The 22,008-nt window shown below is 73.3% G+C and carries 19 protein-coding genes and 1 tRNA gene; 2 read left to right on the top strand and 18 right to left on the bottom strand.

The window, feature by feature from the left end; all coding sequences use genetic code 11:
• Window positions 1–57: 57 nt before the first annotated feature.
• The 7 genes from rho to ACW14Y_RS25950 form a co-directional block, all read right to left on the bottom strand.
• Complete coding sequence (gene rho / locus ACW14Y_RS25980; RefSeq protein WP_456983632.1) at window positions 58–2,181, bottom strand: transcription termination factor Rho; 2,124 nt, start codon at window positions 2,179–2,181, stop codon at window positions 58–60.
• 604 nt (window positions 2,182–2,785) lie between these two features.
• A complete protein-coding gene (gene thrB / locus ACW14Y_RS25975) occupies window positions 2,786–3,721 on the bottom strand; it encodes a homoserine kinase (protein WP_380300484.1) in 936 nt (311 codons plus the stop codon).
• Between the two features lie 381 nt (window positions 3,722–4,102).
• Entirely contained in the window at window positions 4,103–5,200 is a 1,098-nt protein-coding gene (thrC, locus tag ACW14Y_RS25970) for a threonine synthase (protein ID WP_340635907.1), read from the bottom strand.
• 9 nt (window positions 5,201–5,209) lie between these two features.
• The gene (locus ACW14Y_RS25965; RefSeq protein ID WP_266271486.1) at window positions 5,210–6,502 is read right to left on the bottom strand and encodes a homoserine dehydrogenase; all 1,293 of its coding nucleotides are present in this window, start codon (window positions 6,500–6,502) and stop codon (window positions 5,210–5,212) included.
• Between the two features lie 139 nt (window positions 6,503–6,641).
• A complete protein-coding gene (gene lysA, locus ACW14Y_RS25960; protein ID WP_376169744.1) occupies window positions 6,642–8,036 on the bottom strand; it encodes a diaminopimelate decarboxylase in 1,395 nt (464 codons plus the stop codon).
• A gap of 87 nt (window positions 8,037–8,123) precedes the next feature.
• Entirely contained in the window at window positions 8,124–9,779 is a 1,656-nt protein-coding gene (argS, locus tag ACW14Y_RS25955) for an arginine--tRNA ligase (RefSeq protein ID WP_380387698.1), read from the bottom strand.
• An 87-nt stretch (window positions 9,780–9,866) separates the two neighbouring features.
• On the bottom strand, window positions 9,867–10,304 hold the full coding sequence (locus ACW14Y_RS25950) for a response regulator (RefSeq protein ID WP_093860524.1): 438 nt from the start codon (window positions 10,302–10,304) through the stop codon (window positions 9,867–9,869).
• A gap of 196 nt (window positions 10,305–10,500) precedes the next feature.
• On the opposite strand from ACW14Y_RS25950, the gene ACW14Y_RS25945 reads away from it, so the two are divergent.
• Window positions 10,501–10,572, top strand: a tRNA-Arg gene (locus ACW14Y_RS25945).
• Window positions 10,573–10,727: 155 nt separating this feature from the next.
• Here ACW14Y_RS25945 and ACW14Y_RS25940 read toward each other — a convergent pair.
• The 3 genes from ACW14Y_RS25940 to ACW14Y_RS25930 all read right to left on the bottom strand — a co-directional run bounded on the left by ACW14Y_RS25940 (window position 10,728) and on the right by ACW14Y_RS25930 (window position 12,927).
• Window positions 10,728–11,582 carry an LppX_LprAFG lipoprotein gene (locus tag ACW14Y_RS25940; RefSeq protein WP_456983631.1) on the bottom strand — a complete coding sequence of 285 codons (855 nt, stop codon included), beginning with the start codon at window positions 11,580–11,582 and terminating at the stop codon, window positions 10,728–10,730.
• Window positions 11,583–11,668: 86 nt separating this feature from the next.
• Window positions 11,669–12,352 (bottom strand): hypothetical protein, encoded by a 684-nt coding sequence (locus ACW14Y_RS25935; protein WP_380311218.1) that lies wholly within the window; start codon window positions 12,350–12,352, stop codon window positions 11,669–11,671.
• A 131-nt stretch (window positions 12,353–12,483) separates the two neighbouring features.
• Entirely contained in the window at window positions 12,484–12,927 is a 444-nt protein-coding gene (locus tag ACW14Y_RS25930; protein ID WP_456983630.1) for a MarR family winged helix-turn-helix transcriptional regulator, read from the bottom strand.
• An 88-nt stretch (window positions 12,928–13,015) separates the two neighbouring features.
• Between ACW14Y_RS25930 and ACW14Y_RS25925 the strand changes: the two genes are divergently transcribed.
• Window positions 13,016–14,668, top strand: coding sequence for an FUSC family protein (locus tag ACW14Y_RS25925; protein ID WP_456988252.1), 1,653 nt, complete (start codon window positions 13,016–13,018; stop codon window positions 14,666–14,668).
• A 78-nt stretch (window positions 14,669–14,746) separates the two neighbouring features.
• Here ACW14Y_RS25925 and ACW14Y_RS25920 read toward each other — a convergent pair whose 3' ends face one another.
• The 8 genes from ACW14Y_RS25920 to ACW14Y_RS25885 form a co-directional block, all read right to left on the bottom strand.
• Window positions 14,747–15,508 carry a ricin-type beta-trefoil lectin domain protein gene (locus ACW14Y_RS25920; RefSeq protein ID WP_456983629.1) on the bottom strand — a complete coding sequence of 254 codons (762 nt, stop codon included), beginning with the start codon at window positions 15,506–15,508 and terminating at the stop codon, window positions 14,747–14,749.
• Between the two features lie 354 nt (window positions 15,509–15,862).
• Entirely contained in the window at window positions 15,863–16,570 is a 708-nt protein-coding gene (locus tag ACW14Y_RS25915) for an alpha/beta hydrolase (RefSeq protein ID WP_402723454.1), read from the bottom strand.
• Complete coding sequence (locus tag ACW14Y_RS25910; protein ID WP_380313078.1) at window positions 16,567–17,877, bottom strand: beta-ketoacyl-[acyl-carrier-protein] synthase family protein; 1,311 nt, start codon at window positions 17,875–17,877, stop codon at window positions 16,567–16,569. Before ACW14Y_RS25910 ends, ACW14Y_RS25915 begins: the two co-directional genes overlap by 4 nt.
• Window positions 17,874–19,157 (bottom strand): beta-ketoacyl synthase N-terminal-like domain-containing protein, encoded by a 1,284-nt coding sequence (locus ACW14Y_RS25905; protein ID WP_456983628.1) that lies wholly within the window; start codon window positions 19,155–19,157, stop codon window positions 17,874–17,876. The genes ACW14Y_RS25910 and ACW14Y_RS25905 overlap by 4 nt, the downstream gene beginning before the upstream one ends.
• Window positions 19,158–19,197: 40 nt before the next feature.
• Complete coding sequence (locus ACW14Y_RS25900) at window positions 19,198–20,049, bottom strand: SDR family NAD(P)-dependent oxidoreductase (protein WP_380387718.1); 852 nt, start codon at window positions 20,047–20,049, stop codon at window positions 19,198–19,200.
• Window positions 20,046–20,579 (bottom strand): hypothetical protein, encoded by a 534-nt coding sequence (locus tag ACW14Y_RS25895; RefSeq protein ID WP_380305676.1) that lies wholly within the window; start codon window positions 20,577–20,579, stop codon window positions 20,046–20,048. Before ACW14Y_RS25895 ends, ACW14Y_RS25900 begins: the two co-directional genes overlap by 4 nt.
• Window positions 20,576–21,412: an SDR family NAD(P)-dependent oxidoreductase gene (locus ACW14Y_RS25890; protein ID WP_380305674.1), complete on the bottom strand. Its 837-nt coding sequence runs from the start codon at window positions 21,410–21,412 to the stop codon at window positions 20,576–20,578. The genes ACW14Y_RS25895 and ACW14Y_RS25890 overlap by 4 nt, the downstream gene beginning before the upstream one ends.
• The gene (locus tag ACW14Y_RS25885; RefSeq protein ID WP_266271471.1) at window positions 21,405–21,674 is read right to left on the bottom strand and encodes a phosphopantetheine-binding protein; all 270 of its coding nucleotides are present in this window, start codon (window positions 21,672–21,674) and stop codon (window positions 21,405–21,407) included. Before ACW14Y_RS25885 ends, ACW14Y_RS25890 begins: the two co-directional genes overlap by 8 nt.
• Between the last annotated feature and the right edge of the window lie 334 nt (window positions 21,675–22,008).

Here is a 22,008-nt window from a genome sequence, read left to right as displayed (position 1 = left end):
CGCGGCGAGCCCCGGGCCGCTCGCGCGGGCCGGGGCTCGTCCGTGTGCCGAGGAAGGTCAGTCGCTGGACCCGGGGGTCGTCTTGGCGATCTGCATCAGGAACTCGGCGTTGCTCTTGGTCTGCTTCATCTTGTCCAGCAGCAGCTCGATCGCCTGCTGCGAGTCGAGCGCGTGCAGCACCCGGCGCAGCTTCCAGACGATGGCGAGCTCATCGGCACCGAGCAGGATCTCCTCCTTGCGGGTGCTGGAGGCGTCCACGTCGACGGCCGGGAAGATGCGCTTGTCCGAGAGCTTCCGGTCGAGCTTGAGCTCCATGTTGCCGGTGCCCTTGAACTCCTCGAAGATCACCTCGTCCATCCGCGAGCCGGTCTCGACCAGCGCGGTGGCCAGGATGGTCAGCGAGCCGCCGTTCTCGATGTTGCGCGCGGCACCGAAGAACTTCTTCGGCGGGTACAGCGCGGTCGAGTCGACACCACCGGACAGGATGCGGCCGGAGGCCGGCGCCGCCAGGTTGTAGGCGCGGCCCAGACGGGTGATCGAGTCCAGCAGGATCACCACGTCGTGGCCCAGCTCCACCAGGCGCTTGGCGCGCTCGATGGCCAGCTCGGCGACGGTGGTGTGGTCCTCCGCCGGGCGGTCGAAGGTCGAGGAGATGACCTCGCCCTTCACCGACCGCTGCATGTCGGTGACCTCTTCCGGACGCTCGTCGACCAGGACGACCATCAGGTGGCACTCGGGGTTGTTGTGGGTGATCGCGTTGGCGACCGCCTGCAGCACCATGGTCTTACCGGTCTTCGGCGGCGCGACGATCAGACCGCGCTGGCCCTTGCCGATCGGCGACACCAGGTCGATGATCCGGGTGGTCAGGATGCCCGGGTCGGTCTCCAGACGGAGCCGGTCCTGCGGGTACAGCGGGGTCAGCTTGTTGAACTCGGGACGGCCGCGGCCGCTCTCCGGGTCCATGCCGTTGACGGAGTCCAGCCGCACCATGGCGTTGAACTTCTCGCGGCGCTCGCCGTCCTTGGGCTGGCGCACCGCACCGGTGATGGCGTCACCCTTGCGCAGGCCGTTCTTGCGGACCTGGGCGAGCGAGACGTAGACGTCGTTCTGACCCGGCAGGTAGCCCGAGGTGCGGACGAACGCGTAGTTGTCGAGGATGTCGAGGATGCCCGCGACCGGGATCAGGACGTCGTCCTCGCCGATCTGCGTGTCGACGACACCGGCCTCGAAGCCCTCGCGGCGGCTGCCGCGGCCCCGGCGGTCGCGGTAGCGGCCGCGGCGGCCGCGCCGGCCGTCGCCGAACTCGTCGTCGTCGAAACCGCCCTGCGGCGCCTGCGACTGCGGCTGGGCCTGCTGGGTGGCGGGCTGGCGGCTCTGCTGGCCCTCGCCCTGGGCACCCTGCTGCTGGCCGCCCTGGCGGTCGGCACGCTCGGCCCGCTCGGGGCGGTCGGTCCGGTCCCGGCGGTTGCGCCGGTCGCGGCGCGACTCGCGCCCGTCGGCGTCCTGGCCGGCCGGGGCCTCGGCGGTCTCCTGGCGGCCCTCGCGCTCGCCGCCCTCGCGGCGGTCGCGACGGTCCCGGCGGTCGCGGCGGGTCTCGGTGCGACCCTCCTCGCGGCCCTCCAGGGCGCGGGCGCCCTCGGGGCGGGCCTCGGCCTGCTTGGCCTCGGTCGCCACGGCGGCGGGCGCCTCGGTGGCGTCGGCGACCGGGGCGCCGGCGGCCGAGGTGGCCCGGCGGCGGGTGCGCTCGGCACGGGCCGGCGCGGCGGTCTCGGCGGCGGCCTGGACCGGGATCTCGATCTGGGCCTGCGCCTCGGCAGCGGCGACCGGGGCCTCGGCCCGGGCGGCGGCGGCCTTGGTGGTGCGGCGGGCGGGCTTCTCGGCCGGCTCGGCGGTCTCGGCCTTGGCCGCGCGCTTGGCGGCGGCCGGAGCGGCGGTGGCGCCGGCGAGCAGCGGGTCGCCCCCGCTCTTCTCCTTGATGGTCTCGATCAGCTGGCTCTTGCGCATCCGACCGGTACCGGTGATGCCCAGGTCGCCGGCGAGCTTCTGCAGCTCAGCCAGGACCATGCCGTCCAGGCCCGCGGCGGCGGTGCGGCGGCGCCGCGCCGGTGCCGCGGGGGCGGCGGCGGCGTCCGACGCCTCGGCGTCCGGGCGCGCGCCCATCAGATCGGTGGTGTCGCTCACTAAGGGTCCTTCCCTGGAGCGGACGTCGGCCTGTCTGGCTCGGCGACCGGTTGTGCTGTCCTGACCAACGCTCGACTGCGTCGGTCCGAGGCGGTGTTCCCCCGGACGGCGGTGCCGGTCGGGGGAGAGCTGCGAGGTGCGGTGCTAGAAGCACGGTGGTGCTGAGTGGCGTGGTGGGACGGTCGTGTGCCGACCCTCCCCCCGGCCGCCGGCCGGGAGCTGCCCCCACGCTGCCTGCGAATCCCGGGCCCCCGTCGCGTGACGGTGGCCCGCGCTCCGCCCGTCCTGTTCCTCCAGGTGGGAGGCCGCGGGGTGGGAGTCAGGTGCCGTCACGGCTTCGGGATGCGGCCGCAAGTCGCGCAGGCAGGCTGCGTACGCGCTGCGGTGGGCTCCCGGAGAATCGTCGCCCCGTGCATCGCCTGGACTCCGCTGACGCGGAGTGCTGGGATCGGGACGCGGCGCACCGAGCCCCGGAGGGCACCTGGTGCAGCAATGAGGTTAACACTACCGACCCCCTCAGACATTCCCCAGCCTTGCGCTTGCCAATCGTGTCCGGACGGCCCGGTGGCGGCGCACCGGGCCGGACCGCCGCGGACGGGGTGGTTCAGACGTCGAGCGGGAGCACCGAGGCTCCGGTCCGGTCGAGTTCGAGCCGATGGGCGGCGAACGCCGGGCCGTTGCCGCCGTGGTCGGCCGCGAAGTCCAGGACCTTCTGCACGCCCGCCTCGTCGGTGAGCGCGAGCACGGTCGGACCTGCGCCGGAGATCACGGCGGGCACGTTCTCGGCCCGCAGCGCGGCCACCAGCGCGGCGCTGTCCGGCATCGCGGAGGCCCGGTAGTCCTGGTGGATCCGGTCCTCGGTGGCGGTGAGCAGCAGGTCGGGACGCCGGGTCAGCGCCTCGACCAGCAGCGCGGAGCGGCCGGCGTTGGCGGCGGCGTCGGCCAGCGGGACGGTCTTCGGCAGCAGTCCGCGGGCGGTCTCGGTGAGCACCTCGGTGGACGGGACGAACACCACCGGGACGACCTCGGCGGAGGGCTCCAGGGCGATCGCCCGGGCCCGGTCCTCCTCGGTCCACGCCACGGTGAAGTTGCCGCGCAGGCAGGCCGCGACGTTGTCCGGGTGGCCCTCCAGCTCCGAGGCGAGCGCCAGCAGCCCGTCGTCGTCCAGGGCGGACGGGCCGCCGATGGTGACGGCGCGGGCGGCGACGATGCCGGCGCAGATCGCGGCCGACGAGGAACCCAGGCCGCGGCCGTGCGGTATGCGGTTGGCGCAGACCACTTCGAGGCCGCGCGGCTGGCCGCCGAGCAGGTCGAAGGCGGCGCGCATCGAGCGGACCAGCAGGTGGCGCTCGTCGCGCGGGAGGGTCTCGGCGCCCTCGCCCGCGATGTCGACGGAGAGCCCGGAGTCGGCGACCCGGACGACCACATCGTCGTACAGGCCCAGGGCGAGGCCGAAGGCGTCGAAGCCCGGACCGAGGTTGGCGCTGGTCGCGGGGACCCGGACCCGGACGGCGGCGGCACGGAACGCAGGACCGGCCATGCGGTGGACTCTCCTGGGGAAATCGGGCGGCGCGAAGCGCGTCGGTGCGAGGGTGGGGAGCGGGCCGCGGGGCCCCGGCCGGGGCGGGCGGTCACATTCGGTGGTGCGGCCCGGAAGGGGGTCGGACCCGGGGCATGTGCCACACGGCCGCACCCAGAGTATCGAAGACAGGTTCCACAGCGGTACACCCCGTGGGTCTTCGATCTGGTGTGTTGCCGGTTCTGGCCGGAATTCATGCCGGATTCGGATCCGAATCAACCACTGAATTGACACAAAAGTGTCAGTCGAGAACGAGACCGGGCCGACCCCCGAAAGGGTCGGCCCGGGGTGGGGGGATGTTCATCCACCCGCCGTCCGCGCGGTGTTCCGCCGGACGCTCCGTCAGTCGAGCAGGCCCAGCTGCTGGGCGGCGGCCTCGGGGTCGATCGGGACGATCCGGGGCTGCGGCGCGCCGGCCACCGCCCAGTCCGGGTCCTTGAGCCCGTTGCCGGTCACGGTGCAGACGATCCGCTGACCCGGGTCGACCAGACCGGCCTCCGCCTTGGCCAGCAGGCCGGCCACCGAGGCGGCCGAGGCGGGCTCCACGAAGACGCCCTCCTGGGAGGCCAACAGCCGGTACGCGGACAGAATCTGACGATCGGTCACCTTGTCGATGAGACCGCCTGATTCGTCCCGCGCGGCGAGCGCGAAGTCCCAGGAGGCCGGGTTGCCGATCCGGATCGCGGTGGCGATGGTCTGCGGCTTGAGCACCGGGGCGCCGTCCACGATCGGGGCCGAGCCGGAGGCCTGGAAGCCCCACATCCGCGGGGTGCGGGAGGCCAGGCCGTCCGTCGCGTACTCGCGGTAGCCCTTCCAGTACGCGGTGATGTTGCCCGCGTTGCCGACCGGCAGGACGTGGATGTCCGGCGCGTCGCCGAGCATGTCGACGATCTCGAAGGCGGCGGTCTTCTGACCCTCGATCCGGACCGGGTTCACCGAGTTGACCAGCGCCACCGGGTACTTCTCGGACAGTTCACGCGCAAGGGTGAGGCAGTCGTCGAAGTTCCCGTCCACCTGGAGGATCTTCGCGCCGTGCACCAGCGCCTGGCCCATCTTGCCGAGGGCGATCTTGCCCTGCGGGACCAGCACCGCCGACACCATCCCGGCCCGCACCGCGTACGCGGCGGCGGAGGCGGAGGTGTTGCCGGTGGAGGCGCAGATGACGGCCTGGGCGCCGTCCTCCTTCGCCTTGGAGATGGCCATCGTCATGCCGCGGTCCTTGAAGGACCCGGTCGGGTTGGCGCCCTCGACCTTGAGGTAGACCTCGCAGCCGGTGCGCTCGGACAGCACCTGGGCGGGGACCAACGGGGTGCCGCCCTCCAGCAGGGTGACCACGGGGGTCGCCGCGCTGACCGGCAGGCGGTCCCGGTACTCCTCGATCAGACCCCGCCACTGGTGGGTGTGGGTGCCTCTGGCGGCGTTCTCGGCAACGCTGCTCATCATCTGTTCCTATTCCCCTTCGACCCGCATGGTGCTGGCCACGTCGCGCACGCTGTCGAGTGCGCGGAGCTTGTCGACCGTCGCCGACAGCGCGGCGTCGGTCGCACGGTGGGTGACCACGACGAGCGAGGCGTCGCCGTCGCGGCCCTGCTGGCGCACGGTGTCGATGGAGACGCCGTGCTCGGCGAAGACGGAGGCGACCTGGGCGAGCACCCCCGCGCGGTCGTCGACGTCCAGGCTGACGTGGTAGCGGGTGACGACCTCGTCCATGGGCTTGGCCGGCAGCTGGGTGTACACCGAGTCACCGGGGCCGGTGGCGCCGGCGAGCTTGTTGCGGCACACCGCCACGAGGTCGCCGAGGACCGCCGAGGCGGTCGGCGCGCCGCCCGCGCCCGGGCCGTAGAACATCAGCCGGCCGGCCGCCTCGGCCTCCACGAACACCGCGTTGTACGCCTCGCGGACCGAGGCCAGCGGGTGGGACAGCGGGATCATCGCCGGGTGGACCCGCGCGGTCACCGACTCGCCGTCGGCGGCCCGCTCGCAGATCGCCAGCAGTTTGACCACGCAGCCCATCTCCTTGGCGGAGGCGATGTCGGCGGCGGTCACCTCGGTGATGCCCTCGCGGTACACGTCCGCGGCGGTCACCTCGGTGTGGAAGGCGATGCCGGCCAGGATCGCGGCCTTGGCGGCGGCGTCGAAGCCCTCCACGTCGGCCGTCGGGTCGGCCTCGGCGTACCCGAGCGCGGTGGCCTCCTCCAGCGCCTCCGAGTACCCGGCGCCGGTGGTGTCCATCTTGTCGAGGATGAAGTTGGTGGTGCCGTTGACGATGCCCAGTACCCGGTTCACCCGGTCGCCGGCCAGCGACTCGCGCAGCGGGCGCAGCAGCGGGATCGCTCCCGCCACCGCGGCCTCGTAGTAGAGGTCGACCCCGGCCGCGGCGGCGGCCGCGTGCAGCTCGGTGCCGTCCTGGGCGAGCAGCGCCTTGTTGGCGCTGACCACCGAGGCGCCCTGCGCGAACGCCGCCAGGATGAGGTTCTTGGACGGTTCGATGCCGCCCACCACCTCGATCACCACGTCGATGTCGCCCCGGGTGACCAGGGCCTCGGCATCGGTGGTGAGCAGGTGCTCGGGCACTCCGGGGCGGACCCGCCCCTGGCGCCGGACCGCGATGCCGGCGAGCTCGACCGGCGCGCCGATGCGCGCGGCGAGGTCGGCGGCGTCTGTCGTCATGATGCGCGCCACCTCGGAGCCCACCACACCACAGCCCAGCAACGCCACCTTCAGCGGCCGCGTACGCATCATCCGACTCCGCTCTGCATTCGTCGTTCTTCGGTCGTTCCGGCGGGCATTTCGGTGTCCCGCCGGACTTTCGGTCTCTACCAGTCTCCGGGACTTTCCGTACGGATCTACGGTCGTTCCATGATCTGAGACAAGGATTTCGTCATCCGATATCGAGACGCAGGAGATCCTCCTCCGTCTCGCGCCGGACGATCACCCGGGCCGCACCGTCCCGGACGGCGAGCACCGGAGGCTTCAGGGCGTGGTTGTAGTTGCTCGCCATCGAGCGGCAGTAGGCGCCGGTGGCGGGCACCGCGATCAGGTCGCCGGGGGCCAGGTCGGCCGGCAGGAAGGCGTCCCGCACGACGATGTCGCCGGACTCGCAGTGCTTGCCGACCACCCGGACCAGCATCGGTCCGGCGTCACTCGTGCGCGACACGAGGGCGACCGTGTACTCGGCGTCGTAGAGCGCGGTGCGGATGTTGTCGGACATCCCGCCGTCCACGCTGACATAGGTGCGCAGACCTTCGAGCGGCTTGACGGTGCCGACCTCGTACAGGGTGAACGCGGTCGGGCCGACGATCGCCCGGCCCGGCTCCACGCTCAGCCGGGGGGCGGTGAGGTTCGCGGCGGCGCACTCGCGGCGCACGATGTCGGCCAGCGCGGCCGCGATCTCGGCCGGCTCGCGCGGGTCGTCCTCGCTGGTGTAGGCGATGCCGAGGCCGCCGCCGAGGTCGATCTCGGGCAGCTCGACGCCGTGCTCGTCGCGGATCGACGCCAGCAGGCCGACCACCCGGCGGGCGGCCACCTCGAAACCGGCGGTGTCGAAGATCTGCGAGCCGATGTGCGAGTGGATGCCGCGCAGTTCGAGGCTCCCGGGGTGCGCCAGCACCCGGCGGACGGCCTCGGCGGCCGCTCCCCCGGTCAGCGAGAGGCCGAACTTCTGGTCCTCGTGCGCGGTGGCGATGAACTCGTGGGTGTGCGCCTCCACGCCGACGGTGACCCGGATCAGCACCGGCTGGCGCACGCCCTGGCGTCCGGCCACGGCCGCCAGGCGCTCGATCTCCTCGTAGGAGTCGACCACGATGTGCCCGACGCCGGTCTTCACCGCGTTCTCGAGCTCGTCCACCGACTTGTTGTTGCCGTGCAGCGCGATCCGCTCCGGCGGCATCCCGGCGGCCAGCGCGACGGCGAGTTCGCCGGAGCTGCACACGTCGAGGTTGAGGCCCTCCTCGTGCAGCCAGCGCACGACCGCCTTGGAGAGGAAGGCCTTGCCGGCGTAGTAGACGTCCGCGTCGGTGCCGAAGGCGTCCCGCCAGGCGCGGGCCCGGGAGCGGAAGTCGGCCTCGTCCATGACGTAGGCGGGGGTGCCGAACTCGGCGGCGACGCGGTTCACGTCCAGGCCGCCGACGGTGACGACGCCGTCGGCGCCGCGCGCGACCGTCTCCGACCAGACCTTGGGGTCGAGCGCGTTCAGGTCGGCCGGCGGTGCCTGGTAGTGGCCCTCGGGCAGTACGTCACCGTGACGGGGGCCTGCGGGATGTGCGGAGCGAGACATGTCCTCGGTTTCCTCGACCTATGGCGAGGGGCGGCGACGGTCCGCGTTGACCGTCAGCCGCCCCCGCTGTGCACGTGGGGGTGGTGCCTACATCCGCTCGGGCGACGTCACGCCAAGGAGCGTGAGGCCGTTGGCGATGACCGTGCGTGTCGCGTCGGCCAGCCAGAGCCGGGCGTGCGTGAGGTCGGTGACCTCCTCGTCGCCCTTCGGCAGGATCTGGCAGTTGTCGTAGAAGCGGTGGTACTTGCCCGCCAGGTCCTCCAGGTAGCGCGCGACCCGGTGCGGCTCGCGCAGCTCGCCGGCCGTCGCCAGGACCCGGGGGAACTCGCCGAGCTGGCCGAGCAGGTCGGACTCCCACTCGGTCGAGAGCAGCTCGGGTTTGAAGTCGTCCGAGCGCGTGATGCCCAGCTCGCCGGCCTTGCGCTGGACCGAGCACATCCGGGCGTGCGCGTACTGGACGTAGAAGACCGGGTTCTCGTTGGTCTGGCTGGTCAGCACGTTGATGTCGAGCGTGATGGTGGAGTCCGTGGAGGACCGCGCCAGGGTGTACCGGGCCGCGTCCACGCCGATCCACTCGACCACGTCGTCGATGGTGATGATGTTGCCGGCCCGCTTGGACATCCGGACCTCTTCGCCGTCGCGAAGCATCTTCACGAACTGGCCGATCCGGACCTCGATGTTGCGGTCCATGTCGTCGCCCGCGCAGGCCGCGATGGCCTTGAGGCGGTTGACGTAGCCGTGGTGGTCCGCGCCCAGCATGTAGACCGAGACCTCGGCACCCCGGTCCCGCTTGGACAGGTAGTACGCGGCGTCGGCGGCGAAGTAGGTGGTCTCGCCGTCGGCCTTGATCAGGACGCGGTCCTTGTCGTCGCCGAAGTCGGTGGTGCGCAGCCAGATCGCACCGTCCTGCTCGAAGACGTGGCCCTGCTCGCGCAGCCGCTCCATGGCCTTCTCGACGGCGCCGGAGTCGTGCAGCGACTTCTCCGAGAACCACACGTCGAAGTGGGTGCCGAACTCCTCCATCGAGCGCTGGATCTCGGCCACCATGAGCTTGAGGCCCTCGGTGCGGAAGACCTCCAGCTGCTCGCCCTCGGAGAGGTCGAGCACGCCCGGGACGCCCTCGACGATCGCCTTGGCGATGTCGGCGATGTACTCGCCGACGTAGCCGTCCTCCGGGACGGCCTTGCCGTTGGCGGACGCCTGGAGCGACTTGGCGAACTTGGAGATCTGCACGCCGGCGTCGTTGAGGTAGTACTCGGTGGTGACGTCGGCGCCGGAGGCGCGCAGCACCCGGGCCAGCGAGTCGCCGACGGCGGCCCAGCGGACGCCGCCGATGTGGATCGGGCCGGTCGGGTTGGCGGAGACGAACTCCAGGTTGATCCTCAGGCCCTTGAGGGCCTCGTTGCGGCCGAACGCGGAGCCGGCCTCGACGATGGTGCGGGCCAGCTCGCCCTGGGTGGCCGCGTCGAGGGTGATGTTCATGAAGCCCGGACCGGCGATGTCGACCTTGGTGACGCCGGTGATCCCTCGCAGGCGCTCGGCCAGCAGTTCGGCGACGGCTCGCGGCGGCTTGCCGGCCGGCTTCGCGAGCTGGAGGGCCACGTTGGTCGCGTAGTCGCCGTGGTCCCTGTTCTTGGGCCGCTCGATCGTCACGTGCTCGGGCACGGCGACGGCCAGCTCGCCCGCCTCGACGGCGGCGCTCACTGCGGCCTGGACTGCCTGGGAAAGCTCTGCGGGGGTCACGACGCCAAGCGTAGGCGAGAGGGGGAGGGCCCTCGCCACTCGGTTTGCCGGTTGAGACACCGGGGCGGGCCGCTCGGGCCCGATCACTCAGGCCCGATCACTCCGACCTGTTCGCCCAGGGCGAAACCCGTCGACCGCCCCGCCGTCCCGGTCGCGCTCCATCAGCCGCCGCACCAGCGCGACCAGGTCCGCCGGATCGAAGGGCTTGCCGAGGTAGCCGTCCACCCCGACCGACTCCCCCAGGTCCAGATCGGCCGGCGAGCAGGCGCTGACGATCGCGATCGGCAGCAGCCGCGTACCCGGCGCCGCCCGCAGCCGGGCCGCCGTCCGCAGGCCGTCCAGCCTCGGCATCATCACGTCCAGCGTCACCACGTCGGGCTTCACCTGGCGGACCACCTCCAGGCACTCGGCACCGTCGGCGGCGGTCACCACCTCGAAGCCCTCGAGCTCCAGGTTGACCCTGATCAGCTGGCGGATCACCTCGCTGTCGTCCACCACGAGGACCCGCCCGGACACTCCCGACACCTCACCGAGGGTATCGGCGGGCCCGCCGCCCCGTCCGGCCTTTGGCCACTTCCGCCCGGACCGGCTGCGCGGACCGGTCGCCCCGACCCGGTCCCGACCCGGGGTCCCGGCCCGCCGGGAAACCCGTGCACGGAGCACGGCGCGGGCCTGGTAGTGTTCTCCACGTCGAAGCGAACGCGACGACAACAACGAGCAAGCCCCCGTAGCTCAGGGGATAGAGCACCGCCCTCCGGAGGCGGGTGCGTAGGTTCGAATCCTACCGGGGGCACTTCGCGAGAAGTGCAGAACAGGCCCAGGCCAGTGGCGAGTTGCCACCGGACTGGGCCTGATTCGTTTTTCCGGCACCGATTCGCTTTCCGCGCTTTTCGGCAGTGATGCCCGGTCAACCCGCGGGGCCGGGGCCCGGCCCCACGGGTGCGACGGTCAGCTCGCGGCAGCGGCGCCCGCGCCGGTGGGGGCGGCGAAGGTCTCGGCGGGGCCGAAGTCGGAGAAGGTCACCTTGTTGACGCTGGCGGCGCCCTTCACGGTCACGGTCTGCTCGACGTAACGAGTACGGCCCTGGGCGTCGATCCACTGGTCGAAGTCGAAGCCGGTGATGCCCTTGGCCTTCGACGAACTGTAGGTACGCGGGTCGAGCTTGGCGATCTGCTCCAGGTCGATGTGACCGGACAGGTGCTGGGTCGGGACGCCGTCGCGGGTCTCCGCGCCCTTGCGGGCGGACGGGCCCTGGGCCAGCAGCAGGCCGGCGTACTGCGTGTAGTCGAGCGCCACCGTGTCCGCGGACCTCGGCGCCTTGACCCACTTCTCGTCCGGGCCCATGCGGGTGTACGTGGCGTCAGCGGTGGTGACCGTCTCCACCACGAGGCCGGCCTCGGCGATCTTCATCTCACCGCGACCGGTGTAGACCGTGTTGAGGTTCTGCCGGGCGGTGGTCAGCCCGGCGGCCTTGCCCCCGACCTCGGTGATCATCTTCACGGAGACCGCGTAGGGCTCCTTGCTCGCGTTCTCCACGGCCTTCGCCGGGTCGAAGTCCCCGGCCGCGGCGGCCGGGGTCGTGGCGACCGGCGCCGGGGTGGTGACGACCGGGGTCGGGGTCTCGGTGGCGGTGGGCGAGGGGGCCGCCGAGGTGGTCGCGGGCGCGGCGGCGGCGGTGGTCGCCGGGGCGGGCGCCGCCGCGTTCTTGTCCTCGGTGTCGTTGCAGGCGGTGAGCGCGGTCAGGGCGACGGCGGTCGCGGCGGCGGCGAGCACGGTGGTACGGCGCATGGTGGTACGGCGCATGGTGATGGGACTCCGTGGTGAACGGGCCGGTGGCCCGGTGAAGGTGAACGGTGGAACGGCTGCGGGGCGGTACGCGCCCGGCGGGGTCAGTCGGCGAGCGGGCCGGGCTCGGTGAAGGTCTCGACGGGGCCGAAGTCGCTGAAGACGTAGGTGGTCGCGGTCGTCTCCCCGGGGAAGGACACCGTCTGCTCGGCCCGGCGGGTGCGGCCCCGGGCGTCGATCCACTGGTCCAGGCCGATGCCCCGGGCTCCCGCCGTCCTCAGCTCACGGTGCGCCACCGGGGAGGCGGCGGCGAGCTGCTCGACGTCCAGGTGACCCGCGAGGTGGTAGGTCGGCACACCGTCCCGGACCTCCATGCCCTTGCGGGCGGACGGCCCCAGGGCCAGCAGCAGCTTGGCGTACCCGTCGAAGCCGAGGACCGAGTAGTCGGTGGACCTCGGGATCTTCAGCCACTTCCCGCTGGGGTCGTCCCCCCGCGTGTACTGGTGGTCCACGGTGACGACGTTCTCCTGGCGGGAGCCGTCCCCGCTCGTCGCCTCCGACCGGCCGGTGAAGCCGGCGCCGAAGTTGCAACGCGCCGTCAGGGCGACCGCCCTGGCGTCGGCCGGGGTCGCCGTCACGGTGGCCGCGTACGGTTCGCCGCCCGCCGTCGCGGCGGCCCGCGCGGGGTCGAAGGCGCCCGACGCGGTGGAGGTGTCGTCCCCCCGGCAGCCGGTGAGCAGGACGAGGGCGGCGGTGGTCGCGGCGGCGAGGACGGTGCTGCGGCGCACGGTGGTGGAAGCCCCCCAAGGCGGAAACCGATGGTCAGTGCGCGGAGAGCTTCCCACAGGGCGCGGCCGACGGTCGAACCGGATTTCGATCCCGCGTCCCGGCGGCGCGACGGGGCCTCAGGGGCGCGGCTTCACCGACGGGCGGGGGCGTCCGCCAGGCGGTCCATCAGGCGGGCGGCGAGACGGAGGACTTCGCGCTCGGTCTCGGAGAGGGACCCCAGCGCCTCCGCCAGCCAGGCGTCCCGGCCGGCCATGTCGCGGTCCAGCGCGGTCCGCCCGTCCGCGGTGAGGTGGAGGACGGACTGCCGGCGGTCCCGCTCGCCCGGGACGCGCCGGAGCAGGCCGTCCCGCTCCAGTTCGGCGAACACCCGGGTCAGCGACTGCGGCTGCTGGTGGTCGGCGGCGGCCAGCTCCCCCGGGGACATCGGGCCGTGCCGAAGCAGGTGCCCGAGCACGCTCAGCTTGTTGAGGCTGAGGCCCTCCCCCACGCGCTCGGAACGCAGCCGGCGGGCCAGCCGGACGGTGCCCTGCCGGATCTCCGCCGCCTCCGGAAGCCACGGCTGATCAATCTCCATATTGCTACGCTAACACTTACTGTTCTGGCAGCAGAGAACCGGCACTTCCTCGTTCAGCGTGAGCAGGCAAGGGAGAAATCCGTACGTGATGAGTAGCTACTTCTCCTGGCTCCGCCGGGCCGTGCGCTTCGACCCCGGGCTCCGGCTGCTGCGCGGGACGGCCGTCACCACGGCCGCCATGCTGGCCGCGTACGGCTCCGCGCTGCTGATCGAGCACGTCGCCGGTCTGCGGGTCGACGTGGTCGTCCAGGCCGTGGTGCTGGCCGCCACCGCCGCCCGGGTCCAGCTCGCCGCCGACCGGTACGACCGGCTGCTCGGACTCGCCGTCCTGCCGGCCGCCGCCGCGGGCGCCGCCGAGATCGGTCGGCTGATGACCCTCCACCCGAACCTCGCCGACGGCCTCTTCACCTTCGGGACGGCGCTGGCGGTCTGGCTCCGCCGGTTCGGCCCCCGGGCGGCCCGGGCCGGCGGGCTGCTGGTGCTGCCGCTGGTGGCGCTACTGGTCGTGCCGCCCGACGCCGGGCCGGTCCCCGGCCACGAGCACACGCTGTGGGTCGCACTGATCGCCGTCGTGTCCGGGGCCTGGGTGGCCCTGCTCCAGACCGCCGCGGTCCGGACCGGGCTGGTTCCGGCTCCGGTCCGGGCGCCCGCTCCCACGCCGGAATCCCAGCCGAAACCGGAACCGGAGCCCCGTCGGCGGCCGGGCGTCCACACCCGGACGGCCCTCCAGATGGCGGGCGCGGTGGGCGGGGCGTTCGTCGCCGGGCGGGCCGCCTGGCCGGACCACTGGGCCTGGGTGGTGCTCACCGCGTTCATCGTCTGCAGCGGCGCCCGCGGCCGGGGCGACGTGCTGTTCAAGGGGTTGCAGCGGGCGGTCGGGGCGGCGGCGGGCACGGTGGTCGCGACGGCCGTCGCGGGCTCCTTCGGCCCGCACGAGGACGCCGCCGTCGTGCTGATCTTCGCGGTCCTGGCGCTCGCGACCTGGCTGCGGGAACTCAGCTACGCCTACTGGGCCGGGTGCGTCACCGCCGTGCTGTCCCTGCTGTACGGCTGGTTCGGGCAGAGCTCGGACGACCTGCTGCGCACCCGGCTGGCGGCGATCGGCCTCGGCGCGGCCGTCGGCATCGCGGCCTCCTGGCTGATCCTCCCGCTCCGCACCCGGGACGTGCTGCGGCGGCGCACCGCGGACGCGTTGGCGGTGCTGACCGAGCTGCTGGGTGCTTCGGGCGCCGACCGGCCCGCCCTGCTGCGCGGGCGGGCCCGGTTCGCGTACGGGGCCGCGGAGCTGGAGCTGCTGGCCCGGCCACTGCGGGCCGAGCGGCGCGCTCTCGGCCTGGCCGGGCGACTCACGGGCGGAGCTCCGTCCTCCACCCGGCCGAGCCGGGCCGACGTGGTGGACGCCGTCGCCGCCTGCGAGGCCCCGCTGGGCGTGCTGGTCGACGGGGCGGTCGCCGACCCCGCCCTCTGGTCCGACCCCCGGGTGGCCCGCCTCAACCGGGCGGTGGCCGCGAACAACGCGGCGGTCCGACGCGCGATCGGCCGCCGGCCCGGACCCGCCTACCAGGGGATCCGGGCCCGGATCCCCCGGCAACCGGGTGCGACTCCGGCGGGCTCCCCCGAGCAGCTGCGGATGCTGGCGGCACTGCTCGCCGTCGACGACGCCCTCGGCACGATGGCCGCGGTCTTCGGCGACCCGCCGCAGGCCGAGGCGGAGGACGTCAAGGGAGCCGCGACCTCCTAGGCCCTTGGCAGTTCCGGCCCCGGTACCGCCACGACCGCGGGCGGCGGCCCGGTCCCGGGACCGGGCCGCCGGGTCGGGTCAGGCGGGCACCTGCCAGATCTGGTTCGAGGTGCCGTTGCAGTCCCAGATCTGCACGATGGCGCCGTTGTTGCTGTCGAAGCCCCGGACGTCCAGGCAGCGGCCGGACTTCGTGTTGACTATCGCGCCGTCGCCGCGGACCGACCACTGCTGGGCGATGTTGCCGTTGCAGGGGCCGGTGTGCACCTGGGTGCCGTTGCCGGTGCGGCCGTCCCAGATGTCCAGGCACACACCGACGGCGCGGATGGTGCCGTCGGTGCCGATCCGCCACCTCTGGTTGACGTTGCCGAGGCAGTCCCACATCTGGGTGGGCGTCTTGTTGGCCGTGCTGGCGCCACGCACGTCCAGGCACTTGCCCGCGAAGCCGGTGACCTGCCCGACCTGGCCGGCCGGGACGGCGGGTCCGAACGAGACGCCGCCGCCCCACCACGCGGCCGTGCCGAAGCAGTACGCGGAGACGGTGCCGTCACCGGTGACCGTGCTGCTCCATGTCGACGAGAAGACGAGGAACCCGGTACTGGAGTCGAAGCTCGCGCAGGTGCCGACGACGCGCCAGGTCTGCATCGGGTCGAGGCCGGTACAGGTGGCGGACGGGCCCCCTTCTTCACAACTCCCGACACCGCCGGGTCCCGGGACGGTCGCCGCGGCGGCGGACTGTACCGAGGCGGGGGCGGGGCTCTCGGCGGCGTCGGCAGCGGGCGCGACGAGCGCGGCTGCTCCCGCGAGCAGGGCGGTGGCGAACAGTGCGGCGGTACGGCGCATACGAAGATCCTCACGGGGACGGGGAGCCGAAGGACCCGCCCGCCGGGAAATCTTGGCGACGACACGACAACTGTGCGGGTCGCGTGAGAGCTTCGGGCGCGAAATGAGCATGGTCAACAACGCGGGGCGAAGATCGCGCCAGCGGTCCGTCCACGGAGGGTGCGTGGGAGAACGGGCAGCCGCCTGCGGAACAGCAGGCGGGAGGACCGGCCGATCCGGCCGGATTGCGCTCCGCCGCGCGTCGTAGTCGACCCGGACGGTGCTGAAGTCCCGGCCGGACGAGGGCCGCTCACGAAGAGGCCTTGCGCAGGAAGTCGGCCGGGCCGACTTCCTGCGCAAGGTTCGGGCCCGCCGTCAGTCCCCGGCGGGGCCGAGGACGCGGTCCAGGAACTCCGGCAACGCGCGCTTCACGCCTCCGAAGGCCTCGTGGCCGGCGCGGTAGCGCTGCCAGCCGACCGGGTGGCCCCAGTCCGCCAGGACGTCCCGCACCTTCGCTCCGCTCTTCTCCGGGATGATCCAGTCGAAGGCGCCGTGGCCGATCCAGACCGGCAGGTCCAGCGCGACCGCCGACCGGCGGGAGGCCAGCAGTGGGACGGCCTCGTCCGGCAGGAACGGCGCGTACAGGGCCAGCCCCGCCAGCCGTTGCGGGTACCGCAGCGCCAGCACCAGTGCCATCAGCGCCCCCTGCGAGAACCCGGCGACGACCACCCGCCCGGCCCCCACCCTCGCGGTCTCCTCGTCCAGCACCGCGCGCAGCCGCCGTTCGACGGCGAGCACGCCGGGCAGTGACGCCGGGCCGGGGTTCTCCAGGGCGAACACATCCTGTTCGAACCAGGCCCGCACCGGGTCGCCGGAGACCCGGCCGATCTCCCGCAGCGGCGCCTGCGGGAAGACCCCGCGCAGGCCCGCCCGGTCCAGCTCCAGCCGGTCGGCCACCTCCATCAGGCTCTCCGGGCCCTGGCCGAGGCCGTGCAGCCAGAGGACGGTGGCCCGGTGCCGGCCGACCGGTTCGACCACCTCGACCGGCAGCCGCGCGGCACCCACCGCGTTCCCGCCGCTCACCGGACCGGCGCCCGACGGGGCCGCGCCGGGCGCTTGAACACCATCGACGCGTACTGGCCCCCGAAGCCGAAGGAGTTCTTCAGCACCGTGGCCACCGGCCGCTCCACCGGCGTCAGCGAGGTCTTCACCGCGCAGGCCGGATCCGGTTCGGTGCAGGTCACCACCGGTGGCACGACGCCCCGCCCGAGGGTGAGGGCCGCCGCCACCGTCTCCACCACCCCGGACGCGGCCGAGCCGTGCCCGGTGAGCGACTTCACCGCGCAGACGTCGAGTTCCGCCGTCCGCTCGCCGAACACCCGGTGCAGCGCCCGGGCCTCGGTGATGTCGTTGAGCTTGGTGGAGGTGCCGTGCGCGTTGACGGTGTCGATGTCGTCCGGGGTCAGCCCGGAGCCGGCGATCGCGGTGCGCATCACCCGCTCGACCATGCCGACCTGCGGCGCGGTGATGTGGGTGGTGTCCACCGCCAGGCCCCAGCCGCCGACCACGGCGTACGACCCGTCGAGGCCGCGCCGGGCGGCGTGGCCCGCGGTCTCCAGGACGAGCGCCCCGGCCGATTCGTTGATCACCATCCCGGAGCGGCGCCGGTCGAACGGCATCGAGGAGAGGGCCGGATCGCCCTTCCAGCGGGACAGCGCCATCAGCTGCCCGTACTGGGAGAGCACGTACTGGGTGTTGCGGGAGACCGAGACCGCGACCACCGCGACCTCCACCCGGCCGAGCCGCAGCAGCCGGACAGCCTCGGCGATCGAGCGCAGGCCGCCGGAGCAGGTGGCCTCCACCCGGGAGGCGATCAGCGGCACGCCCAGGCGCCCGGCGAGTTCGACCGGGAAGGCCGAGTGGTCCGAGGCCTCCGCCGACAGCCGGCGTCCGCGCAGGTTCTCCAGCACCTCGGCCGGGCCGTTGCCGATCCGCCGGTACCGCTGGCCGAGCTCCCGGAAGTGCACCGCGTAGTCCTGCGGGAAGGAGCCGCTCGGCCCCGGCCAGACCCGGGACCAGACCAGTCCGGCGACGTCGCCGCCGACCGGGCCGGTGATGCCCGCGTCGGTGAGCGCCTGGTCCACGACGCTGTGCAGCAGGGTGTCGCCCCAGGTGCGGTCCGGGGCGCCCCAGCGTTCGGACACCTCCTTCCTGACGTCCTCGGGGATCAGGCCGGCCGCCCAGCCGCAGGGCAGCCCGCCGAGGTCCATCCGGTCCTCGGCGACCACGCCCGACCGGCCGGCCAGATTGGCCTCCCAGAAGTCCTCGACGGTCCCGCCGATCGGAGTGACCACACCCATGCCGGTGATCACGATGTCCTCGTCCGTCACAGCTCCTCCTCCCGCCGTGCCCGGTGGTCGCCCTGGCCGCCGGTGACGCCGCCGAGCACCAGGGCACCGGCCGAGGCGCTGCTCCGGCCGTGGTCGATCCCGGTGATCAGGGCGATGCCCGCGGCCGGCACCGGACGGGCCTGTCCGGTCACGGTGTCCGGTCCGCCCAGCCGGGGGTCGGGACGGCGCAGCAGTCCGACCGGCGGCAGCTGGCCCCGGCGCAGCGACTCGACCGCGAGGGCGGTGTCGATCAGGGCCGAGCACTCCAGGGCGAGGCCCAGGGTGCCCTTGCTGCTGGTCACCGGCACGGCGCCGATCTGGGGCAGGACGGCCGAGCACTCCTCCCGGTCGGCGGCCGGCGAGCCCGAGCCGTGCGCCCACCAGAGGTCCGGCCGCTCGCCGGCCCGGCGGAGCGCCGCCCGCACCGCCAGGCCGGTCGCGCTCGCCCGGTCGGCGGCGACCACCGTCTCGCAGGCGAGCAGCCGGGCCAGCGCCCGGGGTGCCGGGGCGTCCGCCGGGGCGGCCCGCTCCAGCAGGACGGCGGCGGCGCCCTGGCCCAGCAGCGGTCCGGCCCGTTCCTCGTCGAACGGGCCGCGGCCGGGGGCGGCCTCGGTGCCGATCGGCTCGTCGCGGTCGAACGAGTGCAGCGCGGTGACCGAGGACGGCGGGGCCACCCCGACCACCAGCACCCGGTCGAGTTCGCCGCTCTCCAGCAGCCGCAGCGCGAGCGCCAGCGCGCCCAGGCCGCCGGCCGCCACCTCGCCGTAGGCGGCGACGTTGGAGCCCCGGAAGCCCGTCGTCATGCAGACGAACTGGCCGAGCTGGGAGGGGATGCCGCGGATGTAGGAGTAGTCCGGCACCTCCTCGTACAGCAGGGTGGCGAGCGGTCGGGGGTCGTCCAGGGCCATCCCGGCGAGCCTGGGCATGACGTCGCCCAGTTCGTCGCCGGTGCTGCCGACGGCCATCACGGTGCCGCCGCGTTCCGGGTCCCCCCAGCCGGGGGCGTCGGGGGCGTCCGGGTCGCGGCCGGCCTGCCGCAGTGCGAGCCGGGCCGCCCCGACCGCCCAGTGGGCGGCCAGGTTGGCGTACTTGCGGTTGTCCACCCAGGGCCGGCCGGGCGGCCACTCCACGGCGTCGCGGTCGACCGCGGCCACCGGCCAGGGCAGCGGCCCGGCCGGGTCGAAGAGCGACCGGCCGGCGGTCATCGCGGACCAGAGCGGTTCGGTGCCAGGACCGGCCGGGGAGATCACCCCGGTGCCGGTCACGATCACGTCGGACACGGCGCGGTTCCCCTTTCCCGCGTCACTCGCCCTCCCCGCCTCACTCGCCGACCCGGAGCGGGCTGTTGAGGTTGCCCCAGAGCGCGTAGCCGCCGTCGACCGTGATGGTCTGCCCGGCGATCCAGGCGGCTTCGTCGAGGCAGAGCATGGCGACCACGTCGGCGCTGTTCTCGGGGGTGGTCATCTGTCCGTCGGGCCACGGGGAGACCGACTGCTCGTGCCGCACCCCGTGGTTGAAGTCGGGCCGGACGCTGAAGACGCCGGTCTGCACCAGGCCCGGGCGGACGCAGTTGACGACGATGCCGTGCGGGGCCAGCTCGTAGGAGAGGAACTGGGTGAGGTTCTCCAGGGCGGCCTTGGCGGCGCCGAGCAGGCCGGCCCGCGGCACGATGCGGGTGGTGGTCGAGTTGGTGATGGTGATGAACCGGGCGCCGGGGCGGCCCTTCATCAGCGGCACCCCGTGCTTGGCGAGCAGCCAGGTGGCCCGGGCGTTGGTGTCCTGGACGAACTGCCACTGGCTGAGGGTGGCGTTCTCCAGCAGGGAGAACTTGGTGGCCGCCGCGTTCTGGACCAGGATGTGCAGGTCCCCGTGGGCCTCGCCGACCTCGGCGAGCAGCTCCTCGGCGGCCGTCGGCTCGGACAGGTCGGCCCGGTGCAGGGTCACCTCGGCGCCGGACTCGGTGAGTTCGGCGGCGAGCTCCTTGGCGGGGCCCTCCCGGTCGACGTAGTTGATCGCCACGGTGGCACCCCAGGCGGCGAGCTTGCGGCTGATGCCGGCGCCGATGCCGCGCGAGCCGCCGGTCACCAGGGCCACCCGGCCCTCCAGCGGTCGGGGTGCCAGCGGGCCGGGCAGCGGGGCGGCCGGCGGGGTGTTCGTGGTGCCGTCGGTCATCGTTCTGTCCTCTCGCTGGTCCGGGCGGCGGCGGTGGCCGCCCGCGCCGGGTCGGTGTCGGGTCCCGGGGCGGCCGGGTCCGGGGCGGTCGCGACGGCCGCCGCGCGGCGCAGCACCACCACGCTCATCCGGCCGATCGCGTAGGTCCGGTCGTTGTCGTCGTGCACCCGCCGGGTGGACTCGACCAGCCCGAGCCGGTCGTCGATCTCGACCGACCGGCCGGTGCGGGTGGTGAACCAGAACGGGGTGTCGGGGTAGAGCGGGCGGACGAAGTCCCAGGCCAGGGTCCGCAGGCCGACGACGGCCGCCGGCGAGCCGTGCTGGACCACCCAGCCGGAGGTGATCGAGTGGATGAAGCCGCCGGGCACGATCCGCCGGGTGCGGTCGAGGGCCCGGGCGAAGGCGTCGTCGTCGTGGACGGGGTGCTTCTCGCCCATCAGGTCGAGCAGCCGGTCGAGCAGGTCGCCGCCGAAGACCAGCGGACCGAACCGGTGGTCCGGCGCGCCCACCAGGTCCTCCCAGTACTTCACGCGGGCACCCCCGCCCGGCGCGGTCGGGCCCCGGCGGCGGCCCGCATCACCAGCCGGCCGCCGTCCACCGTGAAGGTCTGGCCCTGGATGTAGTCGGCCTCCTCGCCGGCCAGGAAGGCGACCAGGCCGGAGATGTCCTCGGGCAGGCCCCAGCGGGTGCCGGCGCCGTCCGAGCCGAGCCGTTCGGCGACGGCGTCGGTCATCTCGGTGCGCACCTTGCCGGGGGCCACGGTGTTGATCCGGATGCCCTTGCGGCCGACCTCGACGGCCAGCGTCCGGGTGAGCGCCTCCAGCCCGCCCTTGGCGGCGGCGTAGGCGCTCTGGCCGGGGCCGGGGATCCGCACGGAGTTGGACGAGATGTTGACGATCCGGCCCCAGCCCTGGTCCAGCATCAGCGGGAGGACCTCCCGGCAGGCCAGGAAGGGACCGGTCAGGTTGACCCGGAGCACCCGTTCCCAGTGCGCGGTCGGGGTGGCGGCGACCAGCCGGTCGTCGATCACGGCCGCGTTGTTGACCAGGACGTGCAGTGCGCCCTCCCGGTCGGCGATCCGCTCGACCAGGTCGACGACCTGCTTCTCGTCCGCGACGTCGGCGCGGTGGGCGACCGCCCGGCCGCCGGCCGCCGTGACGGCGGCGACGACGTTTCGGGCGGCCTCCTCGGCCTCGCGGTAGACCAGGTGCACGGTCAGTCCGTCGGCCGCGAGGCGGTGCACGACGGCCGCGCCGATGCCGCGCGAGCCGCCGGTCACCAGGGCGACCCGGCCGGCGCCGGGCGTGGCCCCGGGCCGCTCGGACGCGCCGGGCTCCTCGGACGTACCGGCCCGCTCAGACACGCTGGGCCGCCGCGACCGCGGCCAGGATCGAGCCGACCGTGCGGCGGTGCTCGGCCGCGGTCTCGTTCCAGTGGTCCAGGTCGAAGTCGACGCCGAGCCGGCGGTTGATTTTGCGGGCCAGCTGGAGAAGGTCCAGGGAATCCAGCCCGAGGTCCTCGACCACCGAGTCGTCCGGGGTGACCGACTGTCCTTCCAGCCCGGATTTGACGTCCTTGAGCAGCTCGACCAGGACGTTGAAATCGGCGTTTTCCGTGGGCGACATAATGTCTCCTTCGAGAGTTCCGAAATACCGCTGCGGACGCTGCCAATGCCAACAGACCGGTAAAGCCCACCGCAAGGGCCACTCACCCCGCCGGCGCCGGACAACCGCCTCGGAGGAACACCGCCCGGACCTTCCTTCACCCAGGCCAGGGCGGCGGAATCCGTCCCACCGCATTCCGGACGAATTGAATCAACCGCTCCCGACAAGCCCCTGCGGTGGCAACTTCTACAACATCCGAGGATGCAAAGAAGAAGCAAAGGGGATTGACCTTGGGAGAACCCGATGACTACCGTGGTCGCACCCTTACGTGTACCACCCGGAACGTCATTCGAAG

This window comes from Kitasatospora sp. cg17-2 (assembly GCF_054031055.1).
Note: the sequence above shows the minus strand (reverse complement) of the source record. Positions and strands in the feature narration are given on the sequence as shown.

Excerpts from the sequence above, each read along its gene's own strand:
- thrB (WP_380300484.1), bottom strand. The coding sequence starts at position 3,721 with ATGGCCGGTCCTGCGTTCCGTGCCGCCGCCGTCCGGGTCCGGGTCCCC.
- thrC (WP_340635907.1), bottom strand. The coding sequence starts at position 5,200 with ATGAGCAGCGTTGCCGAGAACGCCGCCAGAGGCACCCACACCCACCAG.
- ACW14Y_RS25965 (WP_266271486.1), bottom strand. The coding sequence starts at position 6,502 with ATGATGCGTACGCGGCCGCTGAAGGTGGCGTTGCTGGGCTGTGGTGTG.
- lysA (WP_376169744.1), bottom strand. The coding sequence starts at position 8,036 with ATGTCTCGCTCCGCACATCCCGCAGGCCCCCGTCACGGTGACGTACTG.
- ACW14Y_RS25940 (WP_456983631.1), bottom strand. The coding sequence starts at position 11,582 with ATGCGCCGTACCACCATGCGCCGTACCACCGTGCTCGCCGCCGCCGCG.
- ACW14Y_RS25930 (WP_456983630.1), bottom strand. The coding sequence starts at position 12,927 with ATGGAGATTGATCAGCCGTGGCTTCCGGAGGCGGCGGAGATCCGGCAG.
- ACW14Y_RS25925 (WP_456988252.1), top strand. The coding sequence starts at position 13,016 with ATGAGTAGCTACTTCTCCTGGCTCCGCCGGGCCGTGCGCTTCGACCCC.
- ACW14Y_RS25920 (WP_456983629.1), bottom strand. The coding sequence starts at position 15,508 with ATGCGCCGTACCGCCGCACTGTTCGCCACCGCCCTGCTCGCGGGAGCA.
- ACW14Y_RS25900 (WP_380387718.1), bottom strand. The coding sequence starts at position 20,049 with ATGACCGACGGCACCACGAACACCCCGCCGGCCGCCCCGCTGCCCGGC.
- ACW14Y_RS25885 (WP_266271471.1), bottom strand. The coding sequence starts at position 21,674 with ATGTCGCCCACGGAAAACGCCGATTTCAACGTCCTGGTCGAGCTGCTC.